General features: G+C 40.6%; 12 protein-coding genes. All 12 read right to left on the reverse strand.

The features are described 5' to 3' along the window. Positions 1 to 157: 157 nt before the first annotated feature. Positions 158 to 3,244 carry a ligand-binding sensor domain-containing diguanylate cyclase gene (locus I6F48_RS07965; protein ID WP_024589765.1) on the reverse strand — a complete coding sequence of 1,029 codons (3,087 nt, stop codon included), beginning with the start codon at positions 3,242 to 3,244 and terminating at the stop codon, positions 158 to 160. Positions 3,245 to 3,282: 38 nt separating this feature from the next. Continuing rightward, positions 3,283 to 3,768: a phosphatidylglycerophosphatase A family protein gene (locus I6F48_RS07970; RefSeq protein ID WP_197119210.1), complete on the reverse strand. Its 486-nt coding sequence runs from the start codon at positions 3,766 to 3,768 to the stop codon at positions 3,283 to 3,285. Beyond that, positions 3,765 to 4,739, reverse strand: a complete 975-nt coding sequence (gene thiL / locus I6F48_RS07975) for a thiamine-phosphate kinase (RefSeq protein ID WP_165739811.1) — start codon at positions 4,737 to 4,739, stop codon at positions 3,765 to 3,767. Before thiL ends, I6F48_RS07970 begins: the two co-directional genes overlap by 4 nt. Before the next feature lie 45 nt (positions 4,740 to 4,784). Next, positions 4,785 to 5,195 (reverse strand): transcription antitermination factor NusB, encoded by a 411-nt coding sequence (gene nusB / locus I6F48_RS07980; RefSeq protein WP_024599862.1) that lies wholly within the window; start codon positions 5,193 to 5,195, stop codon positions 4,785 to 4,787. Between the two features lie 15 nt (positions 5,196 to 5,210). Next, a complete protein-coding gene (ribH, locus tag I6F48_RS07985; RefSeq protein WP_007587130.1) occupies positions 5,211 to 5,675 on the reverse strand; it encodes a 6,7-dimethyl-8-ribityllumazine synthase in 465 nt (154 codons plus the stop codon). Between the two features lie 100 nt (positions 5,676 to 5,775). Further along, positions 5,776 to 6,888 (reverse strand): bifunctional 3,4-dihydroxy-2-butanone-4-phosphate synthase/GTP cyclohydrolase II, encoded by a 1,113-nt coding sequence (gene ribBA, locus I6F48_RS07990; RefSeq protein ID WP_165739809.1) that lies wholly within the window; start codon positions 6,886 to 6,888, stop codon positions 5,776 to 5,778. Positions 6,889 to 6,917: 29 nt separating this feature from the next. Further along, on the reverse strand, positions 6,918 to 7,571 hold the full coding sequence (locus tag I6F48_RS07995) for a riboflavin synthase (RefSeq protein ID WP_166419234.1): 654 nt from the start codon (positions 7,569 to 7,571) through the stop codon (positions 6,918 to 6,920). Positions 7,572 to 7,598: 27 nt separating this feature from the next. Continuing rightward, a complete protein-coding gene (gene ribD, locus I6F48_RS08000) occupies positions 7,599 to 8,723 on the reverse strand; it encodes a bifunctional diaminohydroxyphosphoribosylaminopyrimidine deaminase/5-amino-6-(5-phosphoribosylamino)uracil reductase RibD (protein WP_165727307.1) in 1,125 nt (374 codons plus the stop codon). A 2-nt stretch (positions 8,724 to 8,725) separates the two neighbouring features. Continuing rightward, complete coding sequence (gene nrdR, locus I6F48_RS08005) at positions 8,726 to 9,175, reverse strand: transcriptional regulator NrdR (RefSeq protein ID WP_006794272.1); 450 nt, start codon at positions 9,173 to 9,175, stop codon at positions 8,726 to 8,728. A gap of 104 nt (positions 9,176 to 9,279) precedes the next feature. Beyond that, the gene (glyA, locus tag I6F48_RS08010; RefSeq protein ID WP_165727306.1) at positions 9,280 to 10,536 is read right to left on the reverse strand and encodes a serine hydroxymethyltransferase; all 1,257 of its coding nucleotides are present in this window, start codon (positions 10,534 to 10,536) and stop codon (positions 9,280 to 9,282) included. A 269-nt stretch (positions 10,537 to 10,805) separates the two neighbouring features. Beyond that, positions 10,806 to 12,089, reverse strand: a complete 1,284-nt coding sequence (thrC, locus tag I6F48_RS08015) for a threonine synthase (RefSeq protein WP_165741378.1) — start codon at positions 12,087 to 12,089, stop codon at positions 10,806 to 10,808. A gap of 11 nt (positions 12,090 to 12,100) precedes the next feature. Then, a complete protein-coding gene (gene thrB / locus I6F48_RS08020) occupies positions 12,101 to 13,036 on the reverse strand; it encodes a homoserine kinase (RefSeq protein WP_165741379.1) in 936 nt (311 codons plus the stop codon). Positions 13,037 to 13,044: the final 8 nt, after the last annotated feature.

A 13,044-nucleotide genomic window follows, 5' to 3' on the forward strand; every position in this document is an offset into this window, starting at 1 on the left:
TGTTGCTTGCAGTGCTTGTTCTATATTCACAAAAAAATCCGTAGTTAGTTTCCTAACTACGGATTTTGCATGATCGTTTGGATCGGTCAACCGGTCATTTTCTTAACTGATCGGCATTAGGAGCCTAGGCTCCTTTTTTAATATCAAATATTGCTGATCAGCGCATCCACACTTTAATATCAGCTAGGCCATTGCTTTGTAAAATACCTAATTGTTGATCAACGTTAGAATTTTGTTCAAACTCAAATGCATCAAGCTGATCATCAAACGTAATATTTGCAACACCATCACCACCGCGCTTTTTAACTTGGTGTAGTGAAATATCAGCTAGGTTAATAGATGTTTCCCAGCTAATTACCTGCCCACCCAAAAGTGGTAATGGATAAAATGACCAACCAATTGATGCCGTGATATTAGTTGTTTTTCCATTTGGTAATTGGAATAAATTAGCCGCTATTACTTTACAAAGATCTGAAGCATAGCTGTCTATTTTATTGCATTTAAAATCACGTAATAATAGTAAAAACTCATCACCACTCCAACGTGCCACATAGTCAGAGCCCTGCGTACGCGAATTTAATAATGCAGCCATTTGCTGTAAGCAGCTATCACCTGCAATTGGGCCATAGGCATCATTGATACGGCTGAAATTATCAAAGTTAATAATTACCAGCACCAGTGACTTGCCTTGTGCCTGCAGCGATTGTGAATTACGTTGAAAGTGTTCAATATCTTTAGGGAGTTGATCAAACAAAAAGCGACGGCTACGCAGCCCTGTTAACTCATCTGAGTGACTAACTAATTTAAGCTGTGAATTCACTTGGCCTAATTTATCATTAGCTTGACGAAGCTCTAAGGTACGCTCGGTGATCAAGCCCTCTAATGCTTCTTGTTTTCTACGCTCTTGCGCTCTAAACACCCAAAAAATAAGGTAGAAAAGCAAAATAAAGCCACTGGTAATTAAAAGCCTAAAGTAAATAGTTTCGTCAAAGCGCTCAGGCACTACAAAACCGTATTCTACTTCTTGCGCTTTAGTCCAGTCTTCACCTTGGCGCTTCGCTTCTAATTGAAACAAAAACGAGCCTGGAGGCAAGTTAGTATAAATAGCTTCACGTCGCGTATTAGCATAGCGCCAGTCACTATCTAAGCCACTTAGTTTATATCTAAATTCAATACTGTTTGGTGCATAATAATCAATAGCTGTGTAAGTTAGCGTTATATCACGCTCGTCTGTTTCTAATGATGGTTTTTTACCAAGCGCAGCGGTGGTTAAATGACGAAGTGGTGTTGTTATTGTTTCTATTGTTGGCTTTAATGCAAGCACACCAAATAGCTCTACATTTTTAGGTATTTCAACAACACCTTGTAAGCTTGGGTACCAAATAGAATTGCCGGTGTCTGCTACCGCATCATGCCCAAGTCCACTACAACATTGATTCGCTTTACCATCGAGTTGACGGTCAAAAGATGAAATCACTTCTTCAACTTTTAAGCTTTTTATCTCTGTTTTAAATTGCTCTACAGGCATTCTGTAAACACCTTTCATGGTGCTTACCCAAACATGTTTTAACTTTTCATCATATTCTAGGCTAAATATAGACCCATACGGTAAACCATTAGCTGCATCGAGTTGACGCCACTGCCCTTGCGTACTTCTGTAAAAAAGCCCATCGTTAAGAGAGCCGATTAAAATACCCACGCCATCTATATGTAGCACGCTAGTTACGTATGCACTTTCAAGTGTTGTTTGGTCACCAATTTTTTCAATGCCACGGTCTGTAAAGTAATATGCGCCTTTACTAGTACCAATCACACCAAAGTTTGTTTTATCCAATACGTAGGTAATAAACTTACTACCTAAAAAAGCGTTATATGCAAAAGGCGTTAAACCAGCATAATTTAATCGATATAAACCGCGTCCGGTACCAATCCAAAAACCGCCTTTACTAGAGCGACTTATTGCAAATACCGGGTTATCGCGAAGCGCTCGACCAGGGACGGTATAAAGTGTCTTGTTTTCAAAAACAAATAAGCCGCGCCCCGTGGCTATATATAATCGCTCACCATCGAATTGTAGATCGTGTACTGACGCGTATCCATATTTACTACTTGGAACTAAATTAATAAAACTTTTATCTAAATCGAAATAACCAATGCCGCTTTTGTTAGCAACCCACAGTTTTCCATCTGGAGCTTGGCTAATAGCCATAACAGACTCGGTCATATCTGAAACTGCTGAATGCCTTTCTACCCGCCCTTCATGGGCAAGCCATAAGCCTTCACTAAAACTTGCTAACCAAACGTTATTTTTATCATCTCTAAAAATATCAGCAAACCATATGCTTTGATCAAGTTGGCTTGGTTCTACCCATTGCCACTCACCGGTTTTATCTCTAAATAATAAACGTCCATAAGTCGAAACCCATAAGCCACCATCGGTATCACTCATAAACTTATAAACGGCTGAGTTATTTGCATTTGGTAAAGGAAAAGGTCTTAGTTCGTCATCTAAATCTAAAAAGTATGCACCTAGCTCAGAGGCTATATACAAATTACCGTTTAAGAATGATAAATCGTGCACTATGGTTTGCGCTAAGCGCTCTGGTAACGATATTTTAGCGGTAAGCTCTAAACGTAGTTTAGAGAAATCTGATGAGTTTTTAGTAAGGCGTAATAAATGACGATCATTAACTAGCCAAATACCTTCTGGAGAGAGTGCCATTTGGCTAACAGAGCCAACAATTTGGGTAATTACGGTAGCATTAACAATAGGTAGGGGGCCATTTACTTGAGTGCGTAAATCAACTTGCCCTCTATCTACATAGTATAAACCATTAGCCGCAATCCATATGCTGCCTTTGGAGTCCTCAAGAATATCTCTTACTGGACCTTTAATATTAAACTCTTGTGCTGCAAATGTGGCAGGATTAATAACTACCAAGCCACTTTTAGTACCTACCCATAATAAGCCACTAGAATCGACTAAAAGTTTATTAATACCATTACTAGGCAAGAACGGGCTATTTTGCGTGTTGTAGTTTGTAAATGTTGTGCCATCAAAACGGCTTAAGCCAAACTGAGTACCAAGCCACATATAGCCTTGCTGGTCTTGTACTACGCTTTTAAGTGATTGCGAAGGTAGACCATCTTTTATATTCCATTGCTTAACTACGTAATCACTAATTGAAGCCCAACTTGGTGTCGCGCACAACATCAGTACACAAACCAGTAAAAATCGCATCATATTGCTGCCACCTAGTTAAACAAATCAAATATAAAAAATTAAAAGGGTAGTAAACCCACTTTTATTAGCGCCTGTAAGCATATAAGCGAAAAAACGCCCGCAAGTATATCATCGGCCATAATACCTAAACCACCATGTACTCGTTTGTCTAGCATACGGATTGGGCCAGGTTTTGCTATATCAAAAAAGCGAAATAACAAAAAACCAACGAGTAATGTTTGCCAGCTAAGTGCTGCACCAATCATTGTAATGTAATAACCTGCCACTTCATCCCATACAATAGCAGGATGGTCGTGCACGCCTAAATCATCAGCCGTTTTACCGCAGGCCCATATACCAAATATACTGATCACTACGGCAAACACAATTTGCAACCATAGCGGATAATACATAGTCATAAGAATGAATGGCAGTGCAGCAAAAGTGCCAAATGTACCAGGTGCTTTAGGGGCTAACCCAGTACCAAAACCCAAACCAAAAAACTGATGTGGGCGCTTTAGATTAAACTTTCGGTTTTTGTTCAAACCAGCTCCTTTGCAAAATGCTCAAAACCTTGCTGCTTAAAATCAAACTTTTCACCGTTGTGTAAAAGTTCAATTTGACCATCGCCACTTTTAATTTGGCCTATGCATGTTGCATCTACACCATATTGACGCAGTTTTATATCTAGCATACTTTTATTGCTATCAGGTACAGTAAAAATCAATTCGTAATCATCACCGTAACTTAGAATAAATGGCAGCTGCTGATTAAAATCAAGGCTTGCTTGCATTGCATCTGAAGTCGGAATACTTTCAATATTCACAACTGCATTTACTTGCGACATATCAAGTATATGACTTAAATCAGCGATTAAACCGTCCGATACATCAATAGCCGATGATGCAAGGCCTCGCAATACCTGCCCAGCAGCAACACGCGGTGTTGGAAAGTCAAAGCGCTTATTTAAGTACTTTAAATGCTCTGGCTCAATACTTATACCTTGTTTGCGAGACTCAATTGCAAGTCCAGCGTCACCTAGCGGACCTGTAACATAAATCCAATCACCCACTTTCGCACCACTACGGCGAAGTGCAGTCCCTTCTGGTACAGTCCCTTTTGCACAAATAGTGATAGTTAATGGACCCTGAGTAGTATCGCCACCTATAATTTGCACATTAAAGTATTCTGCAATTTCATGCATGCCTTCAGTAAACTCTTCAATCCACTTTGGGTCAATACTTGGCAAGGTTAACGCAACTGAAACCCACGTTGGCTCAGCGCCCATGGCCGCTAAATCACTTAAATTAACAGCAAGCGCTCTGTGGCCTAATGCACGAGGGGAAATATCATCAAAAAAGTGTACGCCAGCAACAAGAGTATCTGTTGTAACGGCAAGTTGGCAGTTTTGTGGAACGGTTACTAAAGCGCAATCATCCCCTATACCTAGGTTTACATCACGACGGGTGATCCCGCGACCTTTAAAGTAGCGGTTAATTAATTCAAATTCCTTCATACACAAAAAAGCCGGCCTATGCCGGCTCCCCTCTTTAACGGTTACTTACTTGCGTAAATGCTTAACAGCTTTATCAAGTACACCGTTTACAAATTTATGGCTGTCTTCAGCGCCAAATATTTTGGCCAGCTCGATACCTTCGTTGATAGCAACTTTATAAGGTACATCGTCGCGGAACTTAAGTTCATAGCTGCTTAAACGTAAAATTGCGCGCTCAACCATATCTAAGTCATTAAACGGACGTGTTAAATGTGGCGATACAGCTTCATCTAGTTGCTTGTAATTTACAGCAACACCTGTCGCTAGGTCTTTAAAGTATTCAACATCAATTTTAGTAACGTCTGTTTCGATCAACATTTGTTGTTCGATATCGGCAATTAAATTGCCACTTATTTGCCAAGAATAAACGGCTTGGAGTGCTAAGATACGTGCTTTACGTCTTGCTGCTGGTTTCACAAAAATTCCTTAAACTTAAATTTTATCTAACACATTAACCATTTCAAGCGCGCCTAAAGCAGCTTCGCCGCCTTTATTGCCCATTTTGGTGCCAGCACGCTCAATTGCTTGTTCAATGCTTTCTGTGGTTAATACGCCAAATGCAACCGGGATATCATACTCAAGTGATACTTGCGCAAGACCTTTGTTTGATTCGCCAGCAACTAGGTCAAAGTGTGGTGTACCACCTCTGATCACTACGCCTAATGCGATGATTGCATCATACTCTTTTTTTGCCGCAACGCGTTTAGCCGCTAAAGGTAATTCTACCGCGCCTGGTACATAAATAACGGTAATGTCGTCATCAGATACGCCGCCAGTGCGTTTTAGCTCATCAACAGCACCTGCAAGGAGGCTGCTGCCAATAAAGTCATTAAAACGAGAAATGACAATGGCAAATTTCTTGCCTGGAGCGTACTTACTACCTTCAATAATTTTCATTTGATAACCCTAAAAATAAGTTCAAGCGGTTGCGATTGCGCAAAAATTGCTGCGCATCATACCATAAAAATAAAATAATAGCCTAGTTTAAGCGTGATGCTTATTGTGGCTCAATGTAATCAACAACTTCTAAATGAAAGCCCGAAAGTGCATGATACTTTTTAGGACGACTCATTAAACGCATCTGTTTAATTCCCAGATCTGCAAGTATTTGCGAACCTACGCCAACAGTACGAGATGTACCTTTGAATTTACGTGGCGTAACGCTTTCGCCAACATCAGCTGCTGCAAATGCTTTTACAGTTGCCTCTAACTCTTCAGTGCTTTCTTGCTTACCTAAAATAACTAAAGCACCTTCATTTTTAGCAATATAGGCCATTGCTTCAGAAAGGCCCCAGCTGCGGTCAGCACTTCTGTCTGAAAGTAGGATATCGTTAAAAGTGCTTTGCAAATGTACACGTACATTTGTCGGTTCTTGCTCTTTTATGTCGCCATTAAGCAATACGTAATGTAATTGGCCGTCAATTGTGTCTTTGTAAGTCACTAAATCAAACTCACCGTGAACAGTAGGCAACTTACATTTTGCAACTTGCTCAATTGTCGTTTCATTTAAGTTACGGTATTCAATTAAATCAGCAATAGTACCAATTTTAATATCGTGCTCTTTAGCAAACACTTCTAAATCAGGGCGACGCGCCATGGTGCCGTCAGCATTGAGTATTTCAACAATAACTGATGATGCTTCAAGCCCAGCTAAACGTGCTAAATCACAGCCAGCTTCAGTATGTCCTGCGCGAGTTAATACGCCACCAGGTTGTGCCATAATTGGAAAAATATGACCAGGCTGAACAATATCAGTTGGCACTGCGCCTTTTGCTATAGCCGCTTGCACTGTGCGCGCTCTATCAGCAGCAGAAATACCGGTTGTAACACCTTTTGATGCTTCTATCGACATTGTAAAGTTAGTCGAAAATGCAGCACCATTGTTTTTAACCATTAACGGTAAATCAAGTTGCTCACAACGATCTTGTGTCATGGTTAAACAAATTAAACCACGGCCATGAGTCGCCATGAAGTTAATCGCTTCAGCGCTAATATGCTCAGCAGCTATTATTAAATCGCCTTCATTTTCTCTATCTTCATCATCCATTAAAATAACCATTTTACCGGCTTTAATATCATCGATGATTTCTTGTGCGCTGTGTAAATTCATAAATTTGCTCGTGTAAGTTATCAGTTTCGTTATTTAATAAAACCCGCTTTTGCGAGTAAGCTCATCGAAATATCAGAGCCCGTTGGTTGCTCTGCACCTTTTATAAGGCGCTCTAAATAACGTGCAATTTGATCGACTTCTAAATTAACTTGAGTACCTACTTTAAAATGAGCAATTGTGGTCTGCTCACTCGTGTGTGGGACAATTGTTAATTTGAATTTATTGCCCTCTACAGCGTTTACTGTCAGGCTTATACCATCAATACATACCGAACCTTTGTACGGAATGTATTTCATTAAATTTTCGTCGGTTGTAAGCCAATATTCTGTTGCTCGCGCATTTGCTGCAATACTTGTGATAGTCGCAATGCCATCAACATGGCCAGATACTAAATGACCGCCCAAACGCGAAACTGGTTGCATGGCTTTTTCAAGATTAACCGTTTGCCCTAAAGCATAGTGAGCAAAACCGGTTAAACCAATCGTCTCGTTAGATAAATCAGCACTAAAGCCGTCAATATGTTTATCAACTACGGTTAAGCAAACACCATTGGTTGCAATGCTGTCGCCTAGCTTTACATCTTTCATATCAAGATCAGCACTTTGAATGCGAATAGCTAAGTCGCCTTGTTTTTTTTGTAATAAAGCAATTTTGCCTGTGGCTTCTATTATTCCAGTAAACATAGCGCTACTCTTTTTTATTAAGTGGTTTTAATGAGCTTTTAACGCGGTGATACGTAAATCGTCACCAATGCGCGCACATTCATTAAATGTTAAATTAACGGTGTTTTGCATACTCGTCAATTCAGGAAAATTAACTAAACTTTTTGCATCATGGCCCATTAATTTAGGCGCCAAATAAAAAACAAACTCGTCAACTAAATCAAGCTCTGTCATTTTACCAGCAAGTGTTGCTCCGCTCTCAAGCCAAACATTATTAAACTGCAGTTGCCCAAGCTTTTCTAAAACAGCCTGTAAATCAACTTTACCGTTACTTTCACTTACTTCAATATGCTTTACAAAATGCGGCCATTGCAGGGATTTATCAACCTTAGTCGTAAATATAATTACATCACTTTGGATTTTAAATAAAGCAAGGTCAGGTGTTAAGCGATTTTGAGAGTCAATTATAACACGCACGGGCTGGCGAAGCGGTAAATCGGTAGGTAACGTGCAAGGCAACTCGCTTAGTCGCACATTAAGTTTAGCATCGTCTACTAACACGGTATCGGCACCGGTTAAAATAGCGCAGCTTTGCGCTCGGTATAACTGTACATCTTGGCGAGCTGCGGAACTTGTGATCCACTTACTTTGCCCATTTTTAAGCGCTGTTTTACCATCTATGCTTGCTGCCATTTTACAGGTCACATAAGGTAAGCCTTGTTCCATTCGCTTAAAAAAGCCAACGTTAAGTGCGCGAGCTTGTGATTCAAGTAATCCATAAGCAACGTCAATACCGGCGTCGCTCAGTATTTTAAGGCCTTTGCCTGCAACTTGTGGATTTGTATCAACCATAGCAGCAATTACTTTTACTACGCCTGCCTTTTTTAAGCCTTCAGCACACGGTGGCGTACGCCCATAATGACTACAAGGTTCGAGCGTTACATAAGCGGTAGCGCCTTGTGCACTGTTGCCCCCCATAGCTAACGCGTTTACTTCAGCGTGCCCTTGGCCTGCTAATTGATGAAAACCCTCACCAATTATTTGATTGTTTTTAACTAATACACAGCCAACATTAGGATTAGGCGTTGTAGTAAACCGCCCTTTTTTGGCAAGTTCTATGGCGCGTGCCATATACATTTCGTCTTGTTCGGTAAAAATAGTTTGGCTTTGCATTGTTACTCCCCTAAACGGGCAATTTCTTCGCCAAATTCGCGTATGTCTTCAAACGAGCGATAAACAGAAGCAAATCTTACGTACGCAACTTTATCGAGTTTTTTAAGTGCTTCCATAATACATTCGCCCACCAAATGGCTTGAAATTTCTCGCTCACCCGTTGCGCGTAGTTGTGATTTTATTATATTTACAACTTCATCTACTTGCTCTGTACTCACTGGGCGTTTTTCGAGTGCGCGATTTAAGCCATTTAAAAGCTTATCCTCGTTAAACGGTTCCCGGCTGCCATCTTGCTTAACAACGCGAGGCATAACCAGTTCAGCGCCTTCAAATGTAGTAAAGCGCTCGTGGCAATCATTACATTCACGACGTCTGCGAACTTGATGGCCTCCGCCTACAAGGCGTGAGTCAATTACTTTAGTATCTTTTGCGGTACAAAATGGACAATGCATAACTCGGTACTTCCGTTTTAAAACAAAAAAGACCGCTAAATAGCGGCCTTTTATCTTAGCAAAAAACTAAACAGTTGTGATCTAAATTACTACTGCTTATGCAATTAAGCGTATACAGGTAATTTTGCACAAATAGCTTTTACTTTTTCTTTAACTTGCGCCTGTACAGATTCATCAGTGATGTTATCTAGTACGTCACAAATCCAGCCAGCAAGCTCTTTTGACTCTACTTCTGTAAAACCACGACGAGTGATTGCAGGAGAACCAATACGCAAACCAGATGTTACAAATGGTGAGCGTGGATCGTTTGGCACTGAGTTTTTATTAACTGTGATGTTAGCGTTGCCTAGGGCAGCGTCCGCATCTTTACCAGTGATATCTTTATCGATTAAATCAAGTAAAAATAAGTGGTTTTCAGTTTTGTCAGAAACGATTTTGTAGCCACGTTCTTGCATAACTGCAACCATTGCTTTTGCGTTTTTAACAACTTGTGTTTGGTATACTTTAAACTCTGGTTGAAGTGCTTCTTTAAATGCCACTGCTTTTGCTGCAATAACATGACATAAAGGACCGCCTTGGCCACCAGGGAAAACAGCGCTATTAAGCTTTTTGTAAATAGCTTCGTCGCCACATGCAGAAATAATTAAACCACCACGAGGGCCTGCAAGTGTTTTATGCGTAGTTGTTGTTACAACGTGTGCATGAGGAACTGGGCTTGGGTAAACGCCTGCCGCAATTAAGCCGGCAACGTGAGCCATATCAACAAACAGGTAAGCACCTACTTTATCAGCAATTTCACGGAACTTAGCCCAATCAACAATACCTGAGTACGCTGAGAAACCACCAATAATCATTTTTGGTTTATGCTCAAGTGCTAGCGCTTCAACTTGTGCGTAATCAATTTCGCCCGTTGCTTCATCTAGTCCGTATTGAATTGCATTGTAAAGCTTACCAGAGAAGCTTACGTGAGAACCGTGAGTTAAGTGACCACCATGAGCTAAGCTCATACCTAATACAGTATCGCCTGCATCTAACAATGCTAGAAAAACAGCCGCATTTGCTTGCGAACCAGCATGTGGCTGTACGTTAGCATAGTCAGAACCAAATAATTCGTTAGCACGGTCAATTGCTAATTGCTCAACAACATCTACATGCTCACAACCGCCATAATAACGTTTGCCTGGGTAACCTTCTGCGTATTTGTTTGTAAGCTGTGAACCCTGCGCTTCTAGTACGCGTGGGCTACAGTAGTTTTCTGAAGCGATTAGTTCGATATGCTCTTCTTGGCGAGCAGTTTCTTTGGTTATCGCGTCAAATAACTCTGGATCAAAATCCGAAATATTCATGCTACGTTCTAACATTGGGGTCTCCTAGGGCAACGTGTATGGTGTTTTTTAGAGGCTTTATTGTACGCTTTAAACGACTCTTTGCCTACGCTCTTAAGTTGAGGATATTTAAACAGGGATTGAAACTATTTCACAGCTCTTTTAAGATGATATTTTTTTATAAAGCCATAATAATTTTAAATGAATTATATTCACTACATTTAATTAGTAAATATAACTAAGTGTATTCATCCGTATAAAGTTATAAAAAAAGCGGCTCAAGCCGCTTTTCCTTTTAATTTAACTTAGCCTAATTTAGCGAGCATTTCGGTACGTAACTCGTCGTAATCGGCGTTCATATCGCTTGCTAGGCATGGTTTTGCTAGTGCATCAGCAAGTGGTTTTGGCATACCTAATTCAATATTTAGAATACCCTCTACGCTTTCTTTAAACTTAGCAGGATGAGCTGTCGCTAAAAAGATACCCGCTGCACCAGGTGCCCGATTTTCAACAAGACCTTGGTAAGCAATAGCAGTATGAGGCTCCGCAACATAGCCAGTTTGTTGAATTTTTTTCATCACGGCTTGCGTGTCTTGCTCGTTTACGCTTGTTGAATAAAAATTATCGTAGCTAAACCAGTTATTATCTAACATTGTTTGTACACGCGGCCAATTGTTTGGCTTACTTACATCCATCGCATTTGAAAGCGACTCAAGCGTTGCGTTTGGCGTCCAGTTTTTATCAAGCATAAAGCGCGGCACAGTATCATTTTGATTTGTTGTTGCACTTAATTTGCCAACAGGTAAACCAATAACCGCACCAATCATTGCGGCACACACATTACCAAAGTTACCACTAGGTACTGATATATGTGCTGTTGCGCGTTTTTCTTTTGGTAGCTGTGCGATGGCTTCAAAGTAGTAACAAACCTGAGCAACTAAACGGCTAATATTAATTGAATTAGCTGAGTTAAGCCCAAGTGTTGATTTAACTTCTTCATCTAAAAAGGCATTTTTAACTAGCTCTTGGCAATCATCAAAGCTGCCCTCAACTGCGTAACAATGAATATTGTTACCTAGCGTAGTAAATAGCTTTTGCTGAGCAAGTGAAATTTTGCCTTTAGGGTATAAAATAACAACATCGATATTTGGTTTATTGTAAAAAGCATGCGCTACAGCTGCACCGGTATCGCCCGATGTTGCTGTTAAAATAGTTACTTTCTCGTCTTTGTTAAACTGCGTTAAACACTCTGCCATAAAGCGACCACCAAAGTCTTTAAACGCAAGTGTAGGACCATGAAACAACTCTAAGCAGTATGTATTCTCTTCAACTTCCACCAGCTTAACTGGAAAGTTAAATGCATTTTTAACCATTTGTGTCACAGTGTCGCTTGGCAGCTCATCACCAATTAGGTGAGATAATATTTTACCACTGCGTGTAACAAAGTCCATATCAAGCAATGCATCAACATCGGACAGTGGGGCAAGGGATTCAGGGAAAAACACACCTTGATTACGACCCAAACCTGTTTTTACGGCTTCAACGAACGACACTTTTTGTGAGCTATCTTTTAAATTATGTAATTGCATGACTACCTATCCTATAAAACTGTTAATTGACGCGTGCCGTCGTTATCTAATTTACAAATGTGGCAAAAGCCTTGCTCGTTAATGTAATTGGTTTCTAACCACTGCGCGCATTGCTGTGCAGCTTCAAGTGTTTTACACACACTAAATAAGGTTGGTCCTGCGCCCGAAATACTGACTATTTCAGCGCCCAGCGCTGGCAAGCTTGCTTTGGCTTCACTAAAGCCTTTTATAAGCGGTGCGCGGTAAGGTTCTGCTATTTCATCTTTCATTATGCTTAGCGCATCGTCAAAACGATTAGTTAACAGCAAGCTACTAAATGCCGACAAACGCTGAGCAAACTCAACACTTGCATGCATGTTCAACTCTTTTGGTAAAACAGAGCGCGCTTTTGCAGTGTTGAGTGAAAAACCAGGAAACGCAGCAACGTAGTACCAGTTTTCATCAACAGGCAGTGCAATCGATTTATCAGGAATTAAATCACCTGTTAACTGCAAGCCACCTAAATAACATGGCGTGATGTTGTCGTAATGACGACCGCCACTTACTACAGCTTCAAAGTCAGCCATCAGTTCAATAAGCTCAACCTGACTTAAATTAGTTTTTGCAAACTTATCAAGGGCAGCAAAAGTAGCCACGACCGAACATGCACTAGAGCCAAGCCCAGAGCCAATTGGTAAGTTCTTTTTAAGCTCGAGCTTTACGCTTGGCATAGTAGGCGCAACATGCGCTCTAAAATGCACTAAGCACTGGTACGCTAAATTTTCATTAGCATCACTTGGTAACTTGTGAGCGTACTCGCCTGTGCAAATAAATTCGTCGCTTGGTGCTGCGCTTACAACGGCTACATCACCTAACAAACTGCCATCAATTGGCGCAAGCGCTGCGCCAAGTGCATCAAAACCCACTGCAAAATTACCAATAGACGCCGGAGCATATACTTCAATCATAACGAGCT

This window comes from Pseudoalteromonas sp. SWYJ118, from assembly GCF_015864505.1.
Taxonomy (GTDB): Bacteria; Pseudomonadota; Gammaproteobacteria; order Enterobacterales; family Alteromonadaceae; genus Pseudoalteromonas; species Pseudoalteromonas arctica.